Origin of the sequence: Ensifer sp. KUDG1 (assembly GCF_050434285.1) — a bacterium.
Taxonomy (GTDB): domain Bacteria; phylum Pseudomonadota; class Alphaproteobacteria; order Rhizobiales; family Rhizobiaceae; genus Ensifer.
Window position 1 is genome coordinate 195,946 of sequence record NZ_JBNDIG010000010.1, and the last position, 21,257, is coordinate 217,202.

The window sequence follows — 21,257 nt, forward strand, 5'->3', positions numbered from 1 at the left end:
CAACAGGGCTACTCCGCGATATGCGTGAGCCAATGGCGCGGCTTGTTGTCGGCGAGCTGAGCGACCTTATCGATCTTGTTGCTCATCACCCAGGCCATTGGCTGCTGGTGCAGCGGCAGCATGATGATCTCGTCCTTGACCATCTGCATTGCCTTGGTCTGAAGATCGAGCCGCTTCGTCCGGTCCATTTCCGTCGAGGCCTGGATGATCAGCTTGTCGATCTCAGGATAGCTCCAGCCGCCCCAGTTGAAGACGCCCGCCTTGTCGCTCCTCGTCTCGATCATCTGAAGCAGGATCGAGTAGCTGTCGAGCATCGGCTCGTTCGCCCAGCCGATGATGTAGACGTCCGACAGACCGCCCGTGCGCTTGGGCGCCTGTGCCGCCGTCGGGCCGATGTCGAGCTGCGGCTTGAAGCCGGCGCGGCTCAGCATGTTGACGATGCTCTGGCAAAGTTCCTCTTCGTTGACATAGGCCTCGTTCGTGCAGACGAGCGTGAAGGGGAGATCGCTGGCGCCGACCTCGGCAAGCAGTTTCTTCGACAATTCGGGATCGTACGGCACGACCTTGTCCAGTGCCTCGACATATCCCGGGATCTCCGGCGCAACGATCGCACCCGCTGTCCTCGACTTGCCGCGCATGACCCGCTTCTGGATGAGCTCTGTGTCGAGCGCATGGGCGACGGCCTGTCGGACACGCAGGTCGTTGAACTTGTTGTCGACGCCGTCGGCCAGTTTCGGCTTGCGGTTGAAGCCCATCATGATGGTGCGAAGGTCCGTGCGCTCCATGACCTTCAGGTCCGGCTGCGCGAGAAGGCGTGGGAGATCCTGCGCCGGCGCATTCTCAGTGAAGTCGATCTCGCCTGACAACAGTGCCGCCACGCGTGTCGCGGCCGAGACGATCGGCGTGAACTCGATGCGATCGATGTTGGATTTCGCCGGGTCCCACCACTCGTCGTTCTTGACGAGAACGGTCTTGCTGTCGGGCGTGCGGCTTTCGAGCTTGAACGGACCTGTGCCGTTGGTGTGGTAGGTGGCGTAGCCTTCGATCTTCTTGCCGACATCCGTCGGCTTCAGCGAGTTGTTGTCGGCGAGCCATGTGGCGTCGAAAATGTGGATGTTCGTCAGGTCGTTCAAGAGCAGCGGATAGGGGCCGGTCAGTTCGATATCGACAGTGCGGTCGTCGACCTTCTTCGCAGACTTGTAGGCCGGGAGGTTGCCCCGCAGCGGTGATGCCGGATCGCTAACCCGCGTCAGCGAAGCGATCACGTCATCGGCCGTGAAATCGGCGCCATTGTGGAACTTGACGCCCTCGCGCAGATGGAACCGCCAGACGGTGTCCGATACCGTCTCCCAGGAGGTCGCCAGGGCCGGCTCGATCTTCAGGTCGGCGTCAAAGCGCACGAGCCCCTCATAAACGTGATTGAGGAAGGACAGCGTGTAACTGTCGCCATAGGAATAGGGGTCGAGCGAGTAGATATCGCGCGAAGAGCCCCATTTGAGCGTCTCCGCGTGAGCCGCCGCGGAAAGCGCCGTCGACATGGCGGCTGCGAGGATCAGTTTCTTGAGCATTCTGCTGTTCTCCTTTGTTGAGGTCACCGGTCCCCTTGACGGGAATCTTCTTTTTAAGAAGCAAGAACGGCGCACAGGCCGTCCGTCTCGCCGCCCGGTCGGGGCGGCCAGTGGCATGATCTATCGTTGGCGCGGACATGACCTTCGCGGTCGTGTCGATCACCGCAAAGACCTTTGAGGGCCTATGCGGGGATCTTGATCAACTGGCGTTCTTGTATGGCGATGCGCCCAAGCGAAAGCCTCCTGGCAATGCTTGAAGCGCCAGATCCTGTTGTCGATAGCGGTCGTTCGATGGCCAACGCCAGGGCATCAACTCGAACAGGGACACATCTCTGCGCCGCTTATGGATGCGGTTCAGAAACCCAATGTTCTGTGTTGGATGCTGGATGACGAGCGAATGAGGAGATGTCAGGCGTGCCGGCCCGGCGGTGCAGGCGGGTATGTTTGGTATCGCGAAAAGACGTGCGAGTACGCTGTCTTCTGAAGCCCTTGCATCAACCTGCTCCTCCCTAGCTCGTTGCTGCTAGGCGGCACCATCGCACGCCAAAAGTATTTGTCAACGTCTTTGTCGACAATATTGAATACGATTATGGCGACAATCTAAATTGCAAACTGACCAGCCCGCTACGCTCGGCTCAACAGGGAAAGCCACGAACGGTCAACTTGTCACTTTGCGATGAAGGTGTGCTCGCTGCCGCCGCAAAGACTGTCGATCCGGGCGCGAACGCGGGCGACACCCTCGGCAATGCTCGTGCTTGGAATTGAAGAGTACCCCATCCGGAAGTAGCGGCAGGGCTGATCGCTTCTTGGGAAGAAGGGCGAGCCGGATTCGACCAGGACGCCGTCCTGCCGCAATGCGCTGACCAGCCGGTCGGCGTCGAGCCCTGCCGGTCCCTCCATCCAGAAGGACGTGCCGCCGAAGGTCGAGGAGCCGGCGACTTTCAGGTTCGCCCTGCGCAGGGACTCGGCCATGATCACATGGCGCTTATGATATTCGGTCCGCATGCGGTGGAGCACGGCGTCATAATGTCCGAGCGCCAGGAAATAGGCTGCGGTGCGCTGAAGATGCCCGGGCGGATGACGCAGCATCAGCGAACGAAGAGCGCGCGCCTCGCGAATGAAGGGAGCAGGTGCCACGAGGTAGCCGAGCCGAAGCCCGGGAAAAAGCGACTTCGAGAAGCTGCCGATGTAGAGCACCCGGCCCGACGGATCGAGAGCCTTCAGCGCCGGCGAGGGCGGAGCGAGGTAGCTGATCTCGAATTCGTAATCGTCCTCGACGATGACGAAATCCCGTTCTTCCGCAGCCTGCAGCAGTTGCGTTCGCCGGTCGACCGGCATGGTCGCGCCGGTCGGTGAGTGATGGCTGGGGGTCACGAAAACGGCATCGACTTTTTCCGGCAGGGCATCGGGCGACAGACCCTCGCCATCGACATCGACGGTCGTGACATCGGCACCGCTCAACAGCAGCGAAGCGCTGATATCGGGGTGGCAAGGGTTTTCGCAGACGGCGGCGGAGCCCTTCTCCAGGATCAATCGGGTCACGATCCAGAGCGCATTCTGCGCGCCGACGGTAACGAGGATTTCGTCCGGCGTGGCGTGGATGCCGCGGCGCGGCAGCGTGCGCGAGCAGATATAGTTCACCAGCCGCACGTCGTCGGCTGCAGCAAAGTCGCTCGCCATCAGCACGAAGTCCTCGCGCGCCAGAGCCCGGCGGGCGCAGTCGCGCCAGGCATTGAGATCGAACAGCGTCGGATCCATCTGGCCGTAGAGGAAGGGGAACGGGTAGCGCCGCCAGTCCAGAGGCTTGGCGACCTGGCGCACGACGCCGAAGCTCATCTTGATCTTACGGCTCCAGTCGACCGGATTGGAGCCGGCGGATGGGCGCTCCCCCTCCACATCCATGCCCGGCGGATTGCCGGAGATGCGATAGGAACTGCGGTTGACCGCCTCGACGTAACCCTGGTTGATCAGTTCCTGATAGGCGAGCGTCACCGTGATGCGCGAGATCCGCAGATAATCGGCGAGCTTGCGGCTCGACGGCAGGTGCGCGCGCGGCTGCACCCGTCCGGCGAGCACGGCCGAAACGACCGTCTCGCGCAACTGCGCCTGCAGGCCGATACCGCTCTCACGGTCGATGAAAAAAATGGTCTCTGAAACGTTCATCTGCACGGCGCCTGCTCCCCTTGGCGACGTTAAACTGGATCTATTCAACTTCCAGACTGGATATAACGCAAGCCGGATCTCGGCCTTATCGTCATCAACAAGACCGGAGAAACGGTCAGCGAATAAACAAAAGGGAATAAACAAAGAGGAGGAAGACGAATGCTACATGGACATTTCAGACGACTGGCCGCGGCGGCCAGTATAGTCGCGAGCCTCGCCGCATCCGGCGTCGCTTATGCCGAAACGAAACTCGTCGTCGGCTACCAGCAGATCGTCGGCCCGTTCGTGGCCGCCATCGCCGATGGCCGCTTCGACGCGGCTGCCAAGGAAGCGGGTTACGCGATCGACTGGCGCCAGTTCAGCTCGGCCGGAGACATCACCACGGCGCTGGCATCCGGCGACGTGCCGATCGGCGTTCTCGGCTCGACCGGCACGGCATCTGCCGCGACACGCGGTGTCGAGCTGCAGCTCTTCTGGATCCTCGACAATATCGGCCAGTCGGAAGCACTGGTCGCCCGCGACGGTTCCGGCATCGAGACGCCGGCCGATCTCAAAGGCAAGAAAGTCGCGGTGCCTTTCGTCTCGACCTCGCATTTCCACCTGCTTGTCGGCATGAACAAGGTCTGGAACGTCGATCCGCGCGAGGTGGAAATCCTGAACCTCAAGCCACCGCAGATCGTTGCCGCCTGGCAGCGTGGCGATATCGACGCCGCCTATGTCTGGCCGCCGGCGCTCTCGGAAATCCAGAAGACCGGCAAGACGATTTCCGACTCTGAAGTAATCGGCGCTGCGAGCGTCCCGACCTTCGACGGGCTGGTGGTGGACAAGGCCTGGGCCGCGGAAAACCCGAAACTCATGGAAGCCTTCACCAAGGTTCTGGCCGATGCCTATGCCGACTACAACGCCAACAAGGCGGCATGGACCGAGGAATCGCCTCAGGTCGAAGGCATCGTCAAGCTGATCGGCGGCGATGGTCCGAGCACGGTCGAAGCTCTACGCCTGCTTTCGTTCCCGAATGCGGATGAGCAGGCCTCCGAGGTCTGGCTCGGCGGCGGCGCCACGCGTGCGCTGACCGAAAGCGCCAAATTCCTCGTCGAGCAGAAGCAGATCAGCCAGTCGCTCGACGACTATGCGCCTTACGTGAACGCCGACTTTGCCAAGGCGGCCGCGCAATAGGCTAAGCTGCCGATTGCGCCGGCCGTTGAGGAGCGGCCGGCGCACCATCATAGACCGTGACCGAGGTGCAGGGAGGCATTTCTCATGGAAACACTCAGCGTCAGAAACATCAGTCTGACCTATCCGGGCCTCTACTCGGACCAGGCGATCATCGCCCTGAAAGGCGTCAATCTTACCATCAACAGCGGAGACTTCGTTGTCGCCCTCGGTGCCTCGGGCTGCGGCAAGACGACCTTGCTCAACCTGATGGCAGGCTTCATGGCGCCTTCGGAAGGTGACATCACGCTTGGCAACCACCAGGTCAATGGCCCGGGCGCCGAACGCGGTGTCGTCTTTCAGAAACACGCGCTTCTGCCGTGGCTGAACGTCATGGAGAACACTGAATTCGGCCTCAAGCTGCGTGGCGTCGACAAGGCGACCCGGCGGGAGCTTGCCACCAAGAACCTGGCACTTGTCGGCCTGCAGGACTTTCATCGTCACATGATCTATCACCTCTCGGGCGGCATGCAGCAGCGTGTCGGCATTGCCAGGGCGCTGACCTGCGATCCCGCCATGCTCCTGATGGATGAGCCGATGGCAGCGCTCGACGCGCTGACGCGCGAGACCATCCAGGAATTGCTCTTGAAGGTCTGGCAGCTCACCAACAAGATGTTCTTCTTCATTACCCACAGTGTGGAAGAAGCGCTGTTCCTTGGCTCGCGGCTGATCGTCATGTCGCCGCGCCCGGGCCGCATTACCCACACCTACGAGCTCAATTTCAACAAGCGTTTCCTCGCCGAGGGCAATGCCCGCGCGATCAAGTCCAGCCCGGAATTCATCCGCATGCGCGAAGAGGTGCTCGGCATCATCTATGGCGACGAACGTGCGTCCGGCAACCCGGAGGTGGCCCATGCTTGACAGAGTGACACGCGCCAAGCCCGTAAAGGCCGGCAAGATCTTCGGCGCCCCCGGTGACGGAAACAGCGGCCTCATCAGCTTTTCGACGACGGTCGTCATCGTCGCGCTCTGGTTCCTCGTGACCGAAGGCGGCTGGGTCAAGCCGCTCTTCCTACCGTCGCCGCTGGCGGTCTGGGACAAGTTCATGCTGGCGATGACCGACGGCGTTTCGAACTCGACCTTGATGCAGCACACGCTCGCCAGTATCGGCCGCGTCTTCGGCGCTTTCCTGCTGGCATTGGTGACCGCTGTGCCGATCGGCGTACTGATGGGCGTCAACCGCTTCGTGCGCGGACTGTTCGACCCGATCATCGAATTCTACCGGCCGCTGCCGCCGCTCGCCTACCTGCCGCTCGTCATCATCTGGCTCGGCATCGGTGAGTTCCCGAAGGTCTTCCTGATCTATCTGGCGATCTTCGCACCGATGGCAATTGCCGCAAGGGCGGGTGTGCGTTCGGTTTCCACCGAGCAGATCCATGCGGCCTATGCGATGGGCGCCACCCGCGGGCAGGTGATCAGCCAGGTGATCATGAAGGCGGCCCTGCCGGAGATCTTCACCGGCATGCGCATCGGCATCGGCGTCGGCTGGACGACCCTGGTGGCTGCGGAAATGGTGGCGGCCAACCGAGGCCTCGGCTTCATGGTTCTGAATGCCGCTGAAAACCTCGAAAGCGATACGGTGATCATGGGCATCTTCATCATCGGCATCTTCGCCTTCGCCTTCGATCTTTTGATCCGCTACCTCGAAAAGGCGCTGATCCCCTGGAAGGGCCGCCTCTAACCGGCGACCACCTCCGACACTTCAACTGAATACGGCCTGGCGGCCTTTTGAAGACGGTCTTTCCCGTCTCCGGCGAAGCCATGCCTGACGACCAAGCCAAAGGACAGAACCATGACACTGACGGCAACCGATCTCAAAACCTTGTTCGATGCCTTCAACCGGCATGACATCGATGGGGTCATGCACTTCTTTTCCGAGGATTGCGTGTTCAACGCGGTTGGCGGCCCCGAGGTCTACGGCAACCGTTTCGTCGGTACGGGTCCGATCGCCGATGCCTTCAGCGGCGTCTGGAAATCGATGCCGGATGCCGAATGGGCCAACCACAGCCACTTCGTCGACGGTGACCGAGGCGTGTCCGAGTGGACGTTTTCCGGCACGGCTGCCGACGGCAGTCGCATCGAGGCCGAAGGCTGCGACCTCTTCACCTTCCGCAACGGCAAGATCGTGCGCAAGCAGGCGTTCCGCAAGAACCGCCCGGTCCTGCAGCCCCGCTACTGATGGCCTGGAGCGAAAGCCATGCAACTGCGCGCCACCCCCTTGAAGCCCGCAAGAGAGCCGTTTGATCCGGCCTATGACCCCAACCATGCCCGCAGCCCCGGCACGGGAAAGGACTATGCGCCGACCTACTGGATCGGCACGGCCGGTCCGGAACCGGAGGACGACGGTCCGGTCACGGGCGATATCGATGTCGACGTCGCGATCATCGGTTCCGGCTATACCGGCCTCTCCTGCGCCATCCATCTGGCGCGCGAGCACGGCATCAGGGCAACGGTGCTCGAGGCCAATGGTGTCGCCTGGGGCTGCAGCACCCGCAACGGCGGGCAGGCGCAAATTTCCGCCGGCCGGCTGAAGCGCTCGCAATGGATCGCCCGCTGGGGCGTGGACGTCGCCCGCAAGATGCATGCCGAGATTTCCGAGGGTTTCGATCTGTTTCGGGCCCTGGTCAAGGAACCGGAAATCGACTGCGACCCGCAGGATGGCGGCCACCTCTATATCGCCCACCGCGACAAGATGCTGCCGGCGCTCGAAAGCGAGGTGCGCGTCCTCAACGAAACCTTCGGCTACCGCGCCCGCATGGTCTCGCGCGACGAGATCCACCGCGATTTCGTCCGCGACGAGGAAGCGCGCGGCGCGATGTACGAGCCCGATGGCATGGGTATCCATGCGGCAAAGCTCGCCTTCGGCTACCTCAGGCTTGCCCGCAAGCTGGGGGCAAAGGTGCATACGTCGAGCCCGGTGCTTGACTGCACCGCCAAGGGCGGCGTGCACTACCTGACGACGCCTGGCGGAACGGTGCGGGCGCGTGCCGTCTGCATTGCGACGGCCGGCTACACGTCACCAGGGATGAATGCGCTCACCCGTCACCGGCTGATGCCGATCCTGTCGAACTCCATCGTCACCCGGCCCTTGAGCGAAAGCGAACAGCAGGCGCTGAACTTCAAGACGCGCATCCCGCTGACCGACACGCGCACACTCCGCCACTACTATCGCATGCTGCCTGACGGACGCGTGCAGATCGGCAGCCGCAGCGCCATTTCCGGACGCGACGCGAGCAACCCGAAGCACCTCGAACTGCTGCTCGCCGGTCTCTACCGCAAGTTCCCCGCGCTTCGCGGCATCAACATCGACTACTCCTGGTGGGGTTGGGTGGATGTCAGCCACGACATGATGCCGCGCATCTTCCAGCCGGACCCGAGCCAGCGGCTGTTCTACGCCATGGGCTATGGCGGCAACGGCGTCATGTACTCCGGCCAGGCCGGCCGTCGCATGGCGCAGATGGTCGCCGGCAAGGGCGGTGGCCTCGATCTTCCCATCTTCACTTCGCCCCTGCCGGGCCACGGGCTTCTGACGCCGTTCCGACGGCTTGGCCAATGGGGAATGTACCGCTGGTACTACCTCCGCGACGAGATCCTCTAACACTTTGAAATAATACCAGGAAAGGAACCACCCCATGAAAATGACCACCGAGGAAGCCTTCGTCAAAGTTCTTCAGATGCATGGCCTCGAACACGCCTTCGGCATCATCGGCTCGGCCATGATGCCGGTGTCGGACCTGTTCCCGAAGGCCGGCATCAAGTTCTGGGACTGCGCGCATGAGACCAATGCCGGCATGATGGCCGATGGCTTCAGCCGCGCGACCGGCACGATGTCGGTCGCAATCGGCCAGAACGGCCCCGGCGTCACCGGCTTCATCACCGCCATCAAGACCGCCTACTGGAACCACACGCCGCTTCTGATGGTCACGCCGCAGGCCGCCAACAAGACGATCGGGCAGGGCGGTTTCCAGGAAGTCGACCAGATGGCGATGTTCGAGGAAATGGTCTGCTACCAGGAAGAAGTGCGCGATCCCTCGCGTATCCCCGAGGTCCTGAACCGGGTCATCGAAAAGGCCTGGCGCGGTTGTGCTCCGGCGCAGATCAACATCCCGCGCGACTACTGGACCCAGGTGATCGACGTCGATCTGCCGGCGATCGTTCGCTTCGAGCGTCCGGCGGGTGGCCCACAGGCGATCGCGGAAGCCGCCAAGCTTTTGTCAGAGGCGAAGTTCCCGGTCATCCTCAACGGCGCCGGCGTCGTTATCGGCAATGCCATCTCCGATAGCATGAAGCTCGCCGAGCGTCTCGACGCCCCGGTCTGCTGCGGTTACCAGCACAACGACGCCTTCCCCGGCAGCCATCGCCTGTCGGTCGGCCCGCTGGGATACAACGGCTCGAAGGCGGCGATGGAGTTGATCTCCAAGGCCGACGTCGTTCTGGCTCTCGGCACGCGGCTCAATCCGTTCTCGACGCTTCCGGGCTACGGCATCGACTACTGGCCGAAGAACGCCTCGATCATCCAGGTCGACATCAACGCCGACCGGATCGGCCTGACCAAGAAGGTGTCGGTCGGCATCTGCGGCGATGCCAAGCAGGTCGCCCGCCAGATCCTCGAGCTGCTCTCGCCAACGGCAGGCGACACCGGCCGCGAAGAGCGCAAGGCTGCAATCCACCAGACCCGCTCGGCCTGGCAGCAGCAGCTCTCCTCGATGGATCACGAGGACGACGATCCGGGCACGGAATGGAACGAAAGCGCCCGTTCGCGCGAGCCGAACCGCATGTCTCCGCGCCAGGCCTGGCGGGCGATCCAGGCGGCCCTGCCGAAGGAAGCGATCATCTCGACCGACATCGGCAACAACTGCGCGATCGGCAATGCCTATCCGACCTTCGAAGCCGGCCGCAAATATCTGGCGCCGGGCATGTTCGGCCCCTGCGGCTACGGCTTCCCATCGATTGTCGGCGCCAAGATCGGTTGCCCTGACGTGCCGGTGGTCGGCTTTGCTGGCGACGGTGCCTTCGGTATCTCCATGAACGAAATGGGCTCGATCGGCCGCGAGGGTTGGCCGGCGATCACCATGGTGATCTTCCGCAACTACCAATGGGGTGCGGAGAAGCGCAACACGACGCTCTGGTACGCCAACAACTTCGTCGGCACGGAACTCAACCCCAACCTCTCCTACGCGAAGGTGGCTGAGGGCTGCGGCCTGAAGGGGGTGGCCGTCAACACGACCGCGGCACTCACTGAGGCGCTATCCAATGCGATCGTCGACCAGAAAAAGGGCGTGACGACCTTCATCGAAGTCATCCTCAACCAGGAGCTCGGCGAACCTTTCCGCCGTGACGCCATGAAGAAGCCCGTGCCCGTTGCCGGCATCGACCGCGCCGACATGCGTCCGCAGAAGCGGGCCTGATCCCCGCTCTACCTCAAGCCCCGCCCGGTGCAGCCGGGCGGGGCGAAGCTTCCCGCAGATGACCGGAACAGAACCATGACCTTCGTCGCCTCCGTCCACGAACGCTTCCGAAGCGTACCCTCCGGCTTTGCGGTCTACTGGCCGGGCTTTGCCGTCACTGCGGCCGTCGCCGTCGCCGCGCAGTTCCTCTCCGACCACTACGGCGCGCCTGCCATGCTGATGGCGCTGCTGCTCGGCATCGCCTTTCACTTCCTGTCCGAGGAAGGACGTTGCGTCGCCGGCATCGATTTCTGCGCCAAAAAGGTGCTGCGCATCGGCGTGGCGCTGCTCGGCATGCGCATCAGCGTCGACCTCCTGATCGGGCTCGGGGCGAGCACGATCCTGCTGCTCATCTCTGCCATCGCCGCGACCATCGGCTTCGGACTGCTTGCCGCAAAACTGCTTGGTCGCGGCTGGCGGCTTGCGCTTATCACCAGCGGTTCGGTCGCGATCTGCGGTGCGTCGGCGGCCATGGCGATCGCAGCCGTGCTGCCGAAGAACGAGTTCTCCGAGCGCAACCTGATCTTCACCGTGCTGTCGGTTACGGTGCTCTCGACTCTTGCGATGATCGCCTACCCGATCCTCGCGCAGACCATGGGGCTGGACGCGCGCGCCACCGGCATCTTCTTCGGCGGCACCATTCATGACGTCGCGCAGGTCGTCGGCGCCGGATTCTCAGTCTCGCCGGAGGCGGGCGAGACGGCCACACTCGTCAAGCTGATCCGCGTCACCATGCTCGCACCGGTCGTCCTCATCTTTTCGCTGTCGCTGCGGAAGGTGCCGCAGCCCGAAGGCGAAACCGGCAAGCGCCCGCCGCTGCTGCCGGGCTTCGTCGTCGCCTTCCTGATCTTTGCGGCTATCAACTCTTTCGGTTTCGTTCCGGAAATGGTGGCCAAGGCCGGCATGGAGACATCGCGCTGGGCGCTGCTCGCCGGCATCGTCGCCGTCGGCATGCGCACCTCACTTCGCCGCGTGCTCGATGTCGGCGGCGACGCCGTCGCGCTCATTGTCGCCGAAACGATCTTCATCGCTCTCTTCATCCTCGTCGGCATTCACTATCTGGGGCACGCCTGATGAAACCGCTCGACCGCATACTCGAGGCTGCAAAAGCCGCGCCGCGCCACATCGTTCTCGCCGAGGGCGAAGACCCACGGATCGTCGAAGGCGCCTTGCGCGCGTCTCGTGCCGGCATTGCCGCGATCACGCTCGTCGGCGACAGGAAGATCGTCGCGGCGCAGCTGCACGCCGCCGGCGGCAGCCCAGACGAAATCCGCATCGAGGATCCGGCTTCGTCTGCGCTGACTGAGCATCTTGCCGCTGCCTACCACGACCTCCGGCGTGGCAAGGGTGTCGATGAAGCCGCAGCCGCCGCAGCCGTTCGCTCGCCGCTCGTCTTTGCCGCGATGATGGTGCGCGAGGATCACGCAGACGGAACGGTCGGCGGGGCGGTCGCCACCACCGCCGACACGGTGCGCGCCGCACTCCAGACCATCGGCCGGGCACCGGATGTCGGCCTGGTGTCGAGCTTCTTCCTAATGATGCTCTGCGCGCCGCACCACGAAAAGAAGGGTGCCTTCGTCTTCGCCGATTGCGGGCTGGTTGTGGATCCTGATGCCACCGGCCTTGCCGATATCGCCGTGACCTCGGCGCGCTCCTACGAGGCGCTCTCCGGCAAGCCGGCGAAGGTGGCAATGCTCTCCTTCTCGACGGCCGGCAGTGCTGCGCATGAGCGCGTCTCAAAGGTGGTGGAGGCGACGCGGCTCGCCCATGCCGCAGCACCAGGGCTGGTGATCGACGGGGAATTGCAGTTCGACACCGCCTTCGTCGAGGCCGTCAGCGCGGCAAAGGCGCCACAATCGGCGCTGCATGGCGAGGCCAATGTCTTCGTCTTCCCCAACCTCGATGCGGCAAACATCGGCTACAAGATCGCCCAACGCATCGGCGGCGCGACCGCGATCGGCCCGATCCTGCAAGGCCTTGCCAAGCCCGCCAACGATCTCTCGCGCGGCTGCAACGCCGACGACGTCTTCCACATGATCGCCGTTACGGTCGTTCAGGCGTCGGGCGGGAAGTCCGCTGGGTAGGCAGGGCAGTGACAGCGATCAGCCTTGCCGATTGGGCCTTGTAAAGCTATCACCTTTGGGTCGAATTGGACCATCGGCGGTCGATCGATCTTCGACCTAAAAGGACAAACCGACCAATAATTTGCGCGTCAAGGATCGCGTTCTTTCTCACCATAGCCTTGGCGTCGCCGGGTATGGCAAAGGCAGAGGAGGCCACGTCGTCAGGCGTCGATCTCACGATCCTCCTGAGGGCGGACAAAGGCGCGCTCACGCTCGAATACCGCAAGCCGGGCCACCGCCTCGAAGATGATCCCTCCGTCCAATGCGCCGTCGGCGATCGGATCACGCTTCCGGCCGGCACAGTGGTGAATCTCGAATTCGTCTCGGCGGATGTCGTCTATAGCTTCGAAGTGCCGGGCTATGTCGAACAGGTGGATCTCGTGCCCGGCCTGATCAATTATCGGCAGATCGAGACACCTGCCAAGGACGGTGAGGCCGGTGGCGCGCTTCGAGTGCACCCGGATGGTTTGAAGAATGCCGTCGCTGTGCGCTTCACCAAGGAGCAACGTGTTTTCGACGCCCGAATGCTCTGCACCGACTAGGCGCTCGATCTTCTCGCAGCGTACCCGTCGTGTTCGCAGCGGAGCAAAGTCTGGTTGCGCGCAGGCTGCCGGTCACGGCGCCATGATGAAGGGCCGGCACGTCTCCGACGGCAGGCCATCAAGCAGCAGTTTTCGGAACGCAGCGTCGACTTCGCGGGGAGGCATTTCCGGTCGCTCTTCCAGCCACCAGCGCAAAACGGCGTTGAACGTGGAGACCATGTGGCGGATCACGAGGTCGCGGGGAAGAGCGGCATGCATCGTGGCGGGGAGCGACTGCCTAAGGACGTCCGCAAGTACATCGTCAACCGCATCGCGCACGATGCCGCCTCCGCGTCCGCCGGCAAGCGCGACCTGGATGTCGGCGTGTTCGGCGACATGCTCGAACAAGGCGCGGCTAGGATCCCATGCTTCTTCATGGCGTGCCGACGAGATCGCCTTGTCCTTTGCAGTCACCAGCAGATCGCGAAGACGCTCCAGACTGCGTTTCAAAAGGTCGTCTTTTGACGTGAAGTGCGCATAGAACGTCGATCGTCCGATGTTCGCCTCGGTCAGGATGTCTTCGACGGTGATCAGCTCGTAGTGCTTGCGGCGTATCAAGGCGAGAAGCGCTTCATAAAGCGCCGTGCGCGTTCGGGCCACGCGTCGATCGATCGCCAAGTTTGCTCTCCTTTTTCCGGACGAGCGCGCGCTCCAGTCCAATTCGGTACAGGTGGTGCCCGTCTGTTTCGCAACTTCCGAACACCATGTTCCGGATCGTGCTAGCCGATTGTCGTCTAGTCAACATCGAGGAACAGCCATGGTTGAACTTTCCGCAACGTCGCCTCTCTCTTCGCCTTTTCGAAAAGCCGGTGCCTGCGCGCTTCTCCTGCTCGCTCTGACGAGCCTGCACCACGCCTATGGCGCCTATATCTATCAAACACCGTGGCGCCTCCACATCGTCCATTTGGCCGTGCCTGTGGCGATCATCATCACAGCCGCGCTGTACGTCGGCCGGTCAAGGAGCGGGACGATGGCCGGACGTGTCGCGATATGGCTGGCGGCAGTTGTCGTGCTCGCCTTCCCGGTCGCGATGATCGGTATCTACGAGGGAGGTTGGAACCATGTGATCAAGAACGTCGCCTATTTCGGCTTTGGAACGGATGCAGCACGGTTCCTGTTTCCCGAGCCGGTCTACCGGTTGCCGGACGATTTTCTCTTTGAATTGACGGGGATTGCCCAGTTCCCGCTCGCCATCATCACCGCGCTCAACACGATCAACCTGTTGCGGCGACCCACCCGGTGATCGGACTTTAGCCGCCGGCGGCCGCGCCCTCGTGCTGGCCGCCGGCAGGGTTGCGGTAGACGCCAACGACCTCACTTTGCGCTATGCGTAGATTTGCCATCCCCTTTCATGAAATCGGCAAAGGCTGCGACCAGGTGATCGAACACGGCAGCAATCCTTGCCACCGATCTGAGATCCTCGTGGGCGACGATCCAAGTCTCCAGCGACGTCACCACGATCTCCGGGAGGAGACGCTGAAGTCCTGGGTCCCTCTCTCCGATCGGAACCTGCATGATCGTGATGCCGAGGCCGGCCCGTGTCGCGGCAATGCGCGCGGGATGGCAATCCGTCCGCATCGCATAACGCATCGGGGGTAGTTCCGGCGCGGCGCTCTTGCCGATCTTCATGTCGACGAGGGAGCGATCCGGCCCAAGGACGTCGTGACTGGCGAGATCGGCCAAGGAGCCCGGCCGTCCCCGGCGCGCGATGTAGTCGGCGCTGGCGAAGAAGCCGAGCGGGATGGAACCGACCTTGCGGGCGATCAGGGCATCCTGTGTCGGCGCGAATGTTCTGACGGCAATATCGACCTCCTGGGCCAGAAGATCTGCCGGCTTGTTGCTGACGTAAAGCTCGATGGACAGGGCAGGGTGTGCCCGCCGCAGCGAGGCAAGCATCGGCGGAACCACCTCCACCGCCATGGTTTCGGACACGCTGAGGCGCACCGTTCCGGCAATTTCGCCCGGTGCGCCGGTGGCGGCCCGGACGAAGGAATCGGACGCCAGCGACATCGCGCGCGCAGGCTCGATCAAGGCCCGCGCACTTTCGGTGGGCGTCAGGCCAGTGACCGAACGACTGAAGAGCTTGGTGTCCAGCGCCTCCTCGAGCGCGGCGATCCAGCCACGGACGGTCGGTTGCGAGACGCCAAGCCGTCGCGCCGCGCTCGACAGGCTGCCTTCTTCGATGACGGCCAGAAAGGCGCGCTGGTGGTCCCAGGAAACGAACGTGCTCATAAAAAACACACTAGCAGCTGGAGGAAATCAGACAATTTCATTCGAATGACCGGCAATGCCAAGATGCTTCCGAAGCACGGTCACAACTCAATGTTCAGGTAACCCATGTCCACTGTCAGAACGTCAGACCAGGATCACGCTCTTCCCTTGAACCTCCACATCGGATGGAGTTTCATCGCGATCTCGGCGATCGCCATCGGCCTCTACGCCGTGCCGCCCTATTTGACATTCTCGCCGCAGGACAGCCGGATTCCGCTGAACCAGCTGTTTGCCTCGCATCTGCCGTGGCTGTTCTTGCACGCCCTGCCGAGCGGCATCGCCCTGGCGATCGGCCCGTTTCAGTTCCTGCCGGCGATACGCAACCGCTGGCCGAAGGCTCATCGCCAGCTGGGCAGGCTCTATCTGCTCTGCGTCCTTGCCGGTAGCTGTGCCGCCATTTCGGCTACGGTAATGACGACGGCAGGCTTTCATGCGCAGGTGGGCTTCGGCCTGCTGGTCATCTGCTGGCTTTTTTCGGGCTGGCAGGCCTACCGCGCCGCCCGGCAAGGCCGCTTCCGCGATCACCGCGTCTGGATGATACGCAACTACGCCCTGACCTTTGCCGCCGTCCTGTTGAGGGTCTATCTGCTCGCAGGCATCGGCCTCATGCAATTTGTTCCCTCTATCTCCTTCGACGAACTCTACGTGGCCACCATCTGGGGCTCGATCGCCACGTCCGTGCTCGTCGCGGACTGGTTTATCGTCACGCGTACCGAGCGATAGATGTGAGGGGCGCGCCCTAAACCGAAACGTCTCCCCCGGCCGGTCGGCCAGGCTGCGCCTTCACATAGGTTCCGATCAGGTCGACGACATGCTGTCTTCGTTCGGTAACGATCGCCTCGGATGAAAGGTCGACGCCGAAGGTGACGGAGAGCGTGTAGCGGCTGGAAATGTGGATGAAGCTCAACGCCACAATTGAGATGTAGAGCTGCATGGCATTGATTCCCGGCTGGATCACACCGGCGGCTTCGCCGCGGTCCAGAAGCGTCTGGATGGTCTCGATCAACGGCCTGGAGGAGCGCGGGATGCTTTCGATCGCGCGGATAAACTCCCCTTGCAGCAGGTTTTCCGCCAGCACCATTTTGATGAATGTCGGCGTCGCTGCCATGTAGTCGTAGGTAAACGCCGTAAGCGCCTCGATCGCTTCGACCGGCGGACGATCCAGGATGTTCAGCCCGGCTTCCTGGCTGCGCAGGTCGTTGTAAACCTCCTGCAGGGCCGCCTTGTAGAGCAGCTCCTTGCTCTGAAAATAATGGTAGAGCATCCGGATGTTGCAACCGGCGCGCTCGACGATGCGCGCCGTGCTCGCGCCACTCAGGCCATGCTCGCAAAACTCCGCAATCCCCGCATCGAGGATGGATTTGCGCGTCGCCTGCGCATTGCGCGAGCGCGGGCCCCCTGTTTCGCCGGGCTGGTGATCACTGTTGTCTGCGTCACGCATTCTGCATCCACCTTTTGTCGTGCCAACCGCGGCAGGATCTTTCTATCGCAAATGGCCATCGAGACAATTGACAACCAAGTAAGTAATAGCATACTTACAAAAATAGAGGAGACGCTTTTTGCATGGCAGGAAGCAAAAAATGAAGACCGCCGACCGCTAACGGGGCGGAGAAGGGGAGGGGACTGTGTTCAAGGCAATCAAGAGAATTCTGCTGTTGAGCGGCGCAGCTGCCGTCATGGCTGGGGGGCTTGCTCAACAAGTACAGGCGCAACAGCCGGATCAGATCACCGTTGCGATCACCGAGGGAATTACCGGCAACAATCCATACGCCGACTCGGTGGTCCTCATCGGCTCGATCTGGTGCCAGGTTTACGGCTGCCTCACGACCTGGGATTTCAAGGCCGGAAAGTTCGTTCCGTTCCTCGCCGAGAGCCTGGAGCCCGAGGACGATCTCAACTGGATCCTGACGCTGCGCTCCGACTGGAAGCGCCACAACGGCGATCCCGTGGTGGCAGCGGACGTGATCCATTCGATCGAGCGGTCGCGCAACGATCCCGAGAGCATGTCGCAAGCCTCGGTGCAGTACATCGCTTCGGCTGAGGCGCTTGACGAACGCCGCCTGCGCATCAAGACCACTCAGAAGATGGCGACGTTGCCGAACTACCTGGCGACGATGCAGATCACGTCCAAGAAGATCTACGACGAGTACGGCGCCAAGGCGGCCGACCGCGAGCATCCCGTTGGCGCCGGACCTTACAAGCTGGTCGAAGTCGGTATCGGCAGCCACATCGTCATCGAACGGGTCGACGGCCACCCGATGATCCAGCCGACCAATCCGAAGCGCATTATCTACCGCATGATGGTCGAGCCGGAGCAGCGCGTGACCGCACTTGCCAATGGCGAAGTGCAGATCGCGCAGAGCATTCCGCCGCAGCTCGTCAACCGCGTGCAGCAATTGCCGAACGCGACGGCCGAGATGGTCGACTCCGCCGAAGCGATGTTCATCGCGATGAGCCCGAAGACCGCGCCCTGGGACAACCCGAAGGTACGCCAGGCGGTTTGCCATGCGATCAACCGCGAGGGCATCGCCCGCGCCATCCTCGGCAATCAGGTGACGCTGCTGAACGGCCCGGTCGGCGACGGCCAGCTCGGCTTCGATCCCGATTACGCGTCGCCGATGAACTTCGATCCGGAAAAGGCAAAGAAGCTGCTCGAGGAGGCCGGTGCCGTCGGCACTGCCGTCGATCTCTACACCCCGGTCGGTCGCTACACCGCCGATCGCCAGATCACCGAAGCGATCGTTCCGATGCTCGAACAGGTAGGCTTCAAGGCGACGTTGCAGTCACCCGAATGGGCAACGCTTTGGACCAATGTCCAGCGCGGCGAAACGCCATTCTACTACATGGGCCGCGGCAACATGCTCGATCCGTCGCCGGCGCTCGCGCAATATTTCGAGACCGACGCTTCGCCGCGGTTGAAGTACTCCAACCCGGAGGTCGATGCCCTGCTTCAGGCCGAGCGCCAGGAGTTCGACCCGACCAAGCGGGTGGCCATGCTCTCCAAGGCCATGGCGGCCATTACCGAGGACGCGCCGGCCTGCTTCCTTTGGCTGCACAAGCTCGCCTGGGGTGTCGCCAAGGGCGTCGACTACAAGCCGAGCAAGGCTGACCGGGTCAACGGCTGGGAAATCCACCTGAGATAGCCGCGGCCATCCCTTCACGCCGGGGACGCTCGCAAGCGCGCCCCGGCGCCTGTTCCCTCAAGAGTTCCAAGGATTTCCCATGCTTGGCTACACGCTGAGACGCGTGGCCGGCACCGTTCCGGTGCTGTTCATGGTCTCGCTTCTGATTTTCGCATTGGTCCAGCTCGCCCCCGGCGATCCGGTCGACATGCTGGTAAGCGACGAGGCGACCGAGGAGGTCAGGCTGGCGATCCGCTCGGCCTGGGGTCTCGATCAGCCGATCTATATCCAGTACCTGACCTTCGTGAAGAACGCGGTGATGGGAGACTTTGGGCAATCCTTCCGCTACCGCGAACCGGTCATGGATCTGATCCTGGCACGCCTGCCGGCAAGCCTGGAGCTCGCCATCTATTCAACATTGTTGGCCGTCGCCATCGGTCTTCCGCTCGGCGTCTGGGCAGCCAGCCGGCCCAATTCCCTTGTCGACACGATCGGCTCGATCGGTGGTTTCTTCGGCATCAGCCTGCCGAACTTCTGGCTCGGCATCCTGTTGATCCTGCTCTTTGCCGGAACCTTCAACCTGCTGCCCTCAGGCGGCCGCGAGACCTGGGGCCTGAACGTCGAACGGGTCACCGGATTCTTGACGATCGACGCCATCATCGCCGGCCGCTGGGACGCGCTCTGGGACGCGCTTCGCCACCTGACCCTCCCTGTCATCGTGCTCGGCACCAACATGACCGGCATCATCATGCAGATCACACGCGCCTCGGTGCTGGAGAACCTGCAGGAAGACTACGTCATGACCGCCCGCGCCAAGGGCATGAGCGGACGCGTCGTGCTCTGGCGTCACGCTTTCCGCAATGCGCTCATTGCCGTCATCACCATCATCGGCCTCGAATTCGGTACGCTCATCAGCGGTGCCATCATCGTCGAAACCGTCTTTGCCTGGCCTGGCATCGGCTACTTGCTGCTGCAGGGGATCTCGTTCCGCGACTTCCCGCTGATCACCGGCCTGGTGCTCGTCTACACGACGCTGTTCGTTCTCATCAACCTCGCGATCGACATGATCTACACCGTCGTCGATCCGCGCATCCGTCTGGGGTGACTAGCATGGCTCGCTCCTCCAAAACTCGACAGCTCCTGCAGGCATTGAAATCGCCGAAAGGCGCCTTCAGCCTCGTCGTCATCGCTCTCCTGCTGCTGGCTGCCGCCTTCGCGCCGCTGCTTGCGCCGTTCGACCCGAACCGCCAGGACCTGATGCTCGCGATGACGCCACCGCAACTGATCGGTCCGCATTTCCTGGGCACCGATCACGTCGGGCGCGACATGATGAGCCGCATCATCTACGGCTCGCGCGTCTCTCTGCTGATCGCAGTTGCCGTGGTTCTCTTCTCCGGCGTGGTCGGGGTCACGCTCGGTGTCGTCTCCGGCTATTACGGCGGACGGGTGGACTCGCTCATCCAGAAATTTCTGGAAGTCGTCTGGGCATTTCCGCCGCTGCTGCTTGCAATCTCGATCGTCGCCTTTCTCGGCCAGGGCCTTGGCATTCTCATCGTTGCGCTCGCGTCGCAGCGCTGGATCCCCTATTGCCGCCTTGCCCGGGCAGAAGCGCTGACCCTGCGCGAACGGGAATTCGTCTCCGCCGCGCGATCGCTCGGCGCCAGCGACAGTCGCATCCTGCGCACGCATATCCTGCCGAACCTCATCCAGTCGGCCCTGATCGTCGCGACCTTTGCCATGGCCACCGCAATCATCGCGGAATCGAGCCTCAGCTTCCTCGGCCTCGGCGTGCCGGCATCGACCCCGACCTGGGGCGGCATGCTGTCGGATGCGCGCGCCTACATCAGCACCTCCTGGTGGATGGCTCTGTTTCCGGGCCTCTGCATCTTCGTCACCGTTCTCGCCATCAACCTCCTGGGTGATGTGCTCAGAACCCATCTCGATCCCCGCCTGAACCGCGCTTGACGGTTCGGAACACTAAGAAAAGAAGGATTATTCCATTGGTTGAACGTATCGAAACCTCGATGGCGGACGGCGCGCTCAAGAGCATGGCTGTGGTTCACAACGACATGGTCTTCCTGTCGGGCGTGCACGCCAACGACACCAGCGGCGACATCAAGGAGCAGACGCGCGAGGTTCTGCGTAGCGTCGATCGCCTGCTCGAGGCGGCCGGCTCGAACCACAAGTCAATCTTCGTCGTGCACATCTGGCTGAAGGACATGCGCTACTTCGGCGCCATGAACTCCGTCTGGAACGAATGGGCCGACCCGGCACACCCGCCGGCGCGCACCTGCGTCAGCGGCGAGCTTTACCGTTCGGACGTTCTCGTCGAGGCGGTCGTCATCGCCTATCGCGCCTGATTGCTTGCGAAGGAGAACCCCATGGAACTCAGAGAACTCGGCAAGAAGGATGGCGCCGGCCATCAGCCACGCATCTGCCTCGGCAAGGCGTCGGACACGCTCGCCTCCGTATGCCTTACCGCACCGGACAAGACCGGCGACCTCAGGGATCAGTCGCTGCAGATCCTCAACGCCATCGAGGAGTATTTCCGAAGCGTCGGCTCGTCGCGCAAGCAGATCCTGATGGTGCAGGTCTGGCTGTTCGACATCACCGAGTACCCGGCGTTTTGCGAACTGTGGAACGAATGGATCGATCCGGAAGGCGTTCCGGCACTTTCCGTCCTGACAGGGCATGCGGCGCGCCGCGACTGCGCGGTGGAGATCCGCGCCTACGCTGCGTGCTGACCTGGAAATAAAGCGTCGATCTGGAG

Annotated in this window: 22 protein-coding genes; 17 read left to right on the forward strand and 5 right to left on the reverse strand. The window is 62.6% G+C overall.

Annotation, left to right across the window (positions count from 1 at the left end):
• Positions 1-8 precede the first annotated feature (8 nt).
• The gene (locus tag M2267_RS23535; RefSeq protein ID WP_429117600.1) at positions 9-1,568 is read right to left on the reverse strand and encodes an ABC transporter substrate-binding protein; all 1,560 of its coding nucleotides are present in this window, start codon (positions 1,566-1,568) and stop codon (positions 9-11) included.
• On the opposite strand from M2267_RS23535, the gene M2267_RS23540 reads away from it, so the two are divergent.
• Positions 1,561-1,746 (forward strand): hypothetical protein, encoded by a 186-nt coding sequence (locus M2267_RS23540; protein WP_429117603.1) that lies wholly within the window; start codon positions 1,561-1,563, stop codon positions 1,744-1,746. The genes M2267_RS23535 and M2267_RS23540 overlap by 8 nt on opposite strands.
• Positions 1,747-2,234: 488 nt before the next feature.
• Here M2267_RS23540 and M2267_RS23545 read toward each other — a convergent pair whose 3' ends face one another.
• A complete protein-coding gene (locus M2267_RS23545) occupies positions 2,235-3,731 on the reverse strand; it encodes a PLP-dependent aminotransferase family protein (protein WP_429117605.1) in 1,497 nt (498 codons plus the stop codon).
• 159 nt (positions 3,732-3,890) lie between these two features.
• Here M2267_RS23545 and tauA point away from each other — a divergent pair, with 159 nt between their 5' ends.
• From tauA to M2267_RS23590, 9 genes are all read left to right on the forward strand, one after another.
• Positions 3,891-4,907 (forward strand): taurine ABC transporter substrate-binding protein, encoded by a 1,017-nt coding sequence (gene tauA, locus M2267_RS23550; protein ID WP_043615160.1) that lies wholly within the window; start codon positions 3,891-3,893, stop codon positions 4,905-4,907.
• Positions 4,908-4,991: 84 nt separating this feature from the next.
• Complete coding sequence (locus M2267_RS23555) at positions 4,992-5,804, forward strand: taurine ABC transporter ATP-binding protein (RefSeq protein ID WP_043615157.1); 813 nt, start codon at positions 4,992-4,994, stop codon at positions 5,802-5,804.
• Positions 5,797-6,624: an ABC transporter permease subunit gene (locus M2267_RS23560; RefSeq protein WP_043615155.1), complete on the forward strand. Its 828-nt coding sequence runs from the start codon at positions 5,797-5,799 to the stop codon at positions 6,622-6,624. Before M2267_RS23555 ends, M2267_RS23560 begins: the two co-directional genes overlap by 8 nt.
• 117 nt (positions 6,625-6,741) lie before the next feature.
• Positions 6,742-7,122, forward strand: coding sequence for a nuclear transport factor 2 family protein (locus M2267_RS23565; RefSeq protein ID WP_205236944.1), 381 nt, complete (start codon positions 6,742-6,744; stop codon positions 7,120-7,122).
• Between the two features lie 18 nt (positions 7,123-7,140).
• Complete coding sequence (locus M2267_RS23570; protein ID WP_429117607.1) at positions 7,141-8,541, forward strand: NAD(P)/FAD-dependent oxidoreductase; 1,401 nt, start codon at positions 7,141-7,143, stop codon at positions 8,539-8,541.
• Positions 8,542-8,575: 34 nt separating this feature from the next.
• Positions 8,576-10,351 carry a sulfoacetaldehyde acetyltransferase gene (gene xsc, locus M2267_RS23575; RefSeq protein ID WP_429117608.1) on the forward strand — a complete coding sequence of 592 codons (1,776 nt, stop codon included), beginning with the start codon at positions 8,576-8,578 and terminating at the stop codon, positions 10,349-10,351.
• Between the two features lie 75 nt (positions 10,352-10,426).
• The gene (locus M2267_RS23580) at positions 10,427-11,464 is read left to right on the forward strand and encodes a YeiH family protein (protein ID WP_429117609.1); all 1,038 of its coding nucleotides are present in this window, start codon (positions 10,427-10,429) and stop codon (positions 11,462-11,464) included.
• Complete coding sequence (gene pta / locus M2267_RS23585; RefSeq protein WP_429117611.1) at positions 11,464-12,474, forward strand: phosphate acetyltransferase; 1,011 nt, start codon at positions 11,464-11,466, stop codon at positions 12,472-12,474. Before M2267_RS23580 ends, pta begins: the two co-directional genes overlap by 1 nt.
• A gap of 173 nt (positions 12,475-12,647) precedes the next feature.
• Entirely contained in the window at positions 12,648-13,055 is a 408-nt protein-coding gene (locus M2267_RS23590; protein ID WP_429117613.1) for a hypothetical protein, read from the forward strand.
• Positions 13,056-13,127: 72 nt separating this feature from the next.
• On the opposite strand, the gene M2267_RS23595 is transcribed toward M2267_RS23590, so the two are convergent.
• Positions 13,128-13,712 (reverse strand): TetR/AcrR family transcriptional regulator, encoded by a 585-nt coding sequence (locus M2267_RS23595; protein WP_429117616.1) that lies wholly within the window; start codon positions 13,710-13,712, stop codon positions 13,128-13,130.
• A gap of 139 nt (positions 13,713-13,851) precedes the next feature.
• On the opposite strand from M2267_RS23595, the gene M2267_RS23600 reads away from it, so the two are divergent.
• On the forward strand, positions 13,852-14,337 hold the full coding sequence (locus tag M2267_RS23600) for a hypothetical protein (protein WP_429117619.1): 486 nt from the start codon (positions 13,852-13,854) through the stop codon (positions 14,335-14,337).
• 71 nt (positions 14,338-14,408) lie between these two features.
• On the opposite strand, the gene M2267_RS23605 is transcribed toward M2267_RS23600, so the two are convergent.
• Entirely contained in the window at positions 14,409-15,326 is a 918-nt protein-coding gene (locus tag M2267_RS23605; RefSeq protein WP_429117622.1) for a LysR family transcriptional regulator, read from the reverse strand.
• A gap of 105 nt (positions 15,327-15,431) precedes the next feature.
• Between M2267_RS23605 and M2267_RS23610 the strand changes: the two genes are divergently transcribed.
• Positions 15,432-16,088 carry a DUF2306 domain-containing protein gene (locus tag M2267_RS23610; RefSeq protein WP_429117624.1) on the forward strand — a complete coding sequence of 219 codons (657 nt, stop codon included), beginning with the start codon at positions 15,432-15,434 and terminating at the stop codon, positions 16,086-16,088.
• Between the two features lie 16 nt (positions 16,089-16,104).
• Here the strand turns inward: M2267_RS23610 and M2267_RS23615 are convergent, their stop codons facing one another.
• Positions 16,105-16,806, reverse strand: coding sequence for a TetR family transcriptional regulator (locus tag M2267_RS23615; protein ID WP_429117626.1), 702 nt, complete (start codon positions 16,804-16,806; stop codon positions 16,105-16,107).
• Between the two features lie 184 nt (positions 16,807-16,990).
• On the opposite strand from M2267_RS23615, the gene M2267_RS23620 reads away from it, so the two are divergent.
• From M2267_RS23620 to M2267_RS23640, 5 genes are all read left to right on the forward strand, one after another.
• On the forward strand, positions 16,991-18,508 hold the full coding sequence (locus M2267_RS23620) for an ABC transporter substrate-binding protein (protein WP_429117628.1): 1,518 nt from the start codon (positions 16,991-16,993) through the stop codon (positions 18,506-18,508).
• Positions 18,509-18,587: 79 nt separating this feature from the next.
• Entirely contained in the window at positions 18,588-19,592 is a 1,005-nt protein-coding gene (locus M2267_RS23625) for an ABC transporter permease (RefSeq protein ID WP_043615136.1), read from the forward strand.
• Positions 19,593-19,597: 5 nt separating this feature from the next.
• Positions 19,598-20,452 (forward strand): ABC transporter permease, encoded by an 855-nt coding sequence (locus tag M2267_RS23630; protein WP_429117630.1) that lies wholly within the window; start codon positions 19,598-19,600, stop codon positions 20,450-20,452.
• Positions 20,453-20,487: 35 nt separating this feature from the next.
• Positions 20,488-20,847: a RidA family protein gene (locus tag M2267_RS23635; RefSeq protein WP_052201732.1), complete on the forward strand. Its 360-nt coding sequence runs from the start codon at positions 20,488-20,490 to the stop codon at positions 20,845-20,847.
• Between the two features lie 21 nt (positions 20,848-20,868).
• A complete protein-coding gene (locus M2267_RS23640; RefSeq protein WP_429117634.1) occupies positions 20,869-21,231 on the forward strand; it encodes a Rid family hydrolase in 363 nt (120 codons plus the stop codon).
• Positions 21,232-21,257 lie beyond the last annotated feature (26 nt).

Bases quoted from the DNA above. Each gene is read 5' to 3' on its own strand.
- M2267_RS23535 (WP_429117600.1), bottom strand. From the start codon at position 1,568: ATGCTCAAGAAACTGATCCTCGCAGCCGCCATGTCGACGGCGCTTTCC.
- M2267_RS23545 (WP_429117605.1), bottom strand. From the start codon at position 3,731: ATGAACGTTTCAGAGACCATTTTTTTCATCGACCGTGAGAGCGGTATC.
- tauA (WP_043615160.1), top strand. From the start codon at position 3,891: ATGCTACATGGACATTTCAGACGACTGGCCGCGGCGGCCAGTATAGTC.
- M2267_RS23555 (WP_043615157.1), top strand. From the start codon at position 4,992: ATGGAAACACTCAGCGTCAGAAACATCAGTCTGACCTATCCGGGCCTC.
- M2267_RS23560 (WP_043615155.1), top strand. From the start codon at position 5,797: ATGCTTGACAGAGTGACACGCGCCAAGCCCGTAAAGGCCGGCAAGATC.
- M2267_RS23570 (WP_429117607.1), top strand. From the start codon at position 7,141: ATGCAACTGCGCGCCACCCCCTTGAAGCCCGCAAGAGAGCCGTTTGAT.
- xsc (WP_429117608.1), top strand. From the start codon at position 8,576: ATGAAAATGACCACCGAGGAAGCCTTCGTCAAAGTTCTTCAGATGCAT.
- M2267_RS23580 (WP_429117609.1), top strand. From the start codon at position 10,427: ATGACCTTCGTCGCCTCCGTCCACGAACGCTTCCGAAGCGTACCCTCC.
- pta (WP_429117611.1), top strand. From the start codon at position 11,464: ATGAAACCGCTCGACCGCATACTCGAGGCTGCAAAAGCCGCGCCGCGC.
- M2267_RS23590 (WP_429117613.1), top strand. From the start codon at position 12,648: ATGGCAAAGGCAGAGGAGGCCACGTCGTCAGGCGTCGATCTCACGATC.
- M2267_RS23600 (WP_429117619.1), top strand. From the start codon at position 13,852: ATGGTTGAACTTTCCGCAACGTCGCCTCTCTCTTCGCCTTTTCGAAAA.
- M2267_RS23605 (WP_429117622.1), bottom strand. From the start codon at position 15,326: ATGAGCACGTTCGTTTCCTGGGACCACCAGCGCGCCTTTCTGGCCGTC.
- M2267_RS23610 (WP_429117624.1), top strand. From the start codon at position 15,432: ATGTCCACTGTCAGAACGTCAGACCAGGATCACGCTCTTCCCTTGAAC.
- M2267_RS23615 (WP_429117626.1), bottom strand. From the start codon at position 16,806: ATGCGTGACGCAGACAACAGTGATCACCAGCCCGGCGAAACAGGGGGC.
- M2267_RS23625 (WP_043615136.1), top strand. From the start codon at position 18,588: ATGCTTGGCTACACGCTGAGACGCGTGGCCGGCACCGTTCCGGTGCTG.
- M2267_RS23630 (WP_429117630.1), top strand. From the start codon at position 19,598: ATGGCTCGCTCCTCCAAAACTCGACAGCTCCTGCAGGCATTGAAATCG.
- M2267_RS23640 (WP_429117634.1), top strand. From the start codon at position 20,869: ATGGAACTCAGAGAACTCGGCAAGAAGGATGGCGCCGGCCATCAGCCA.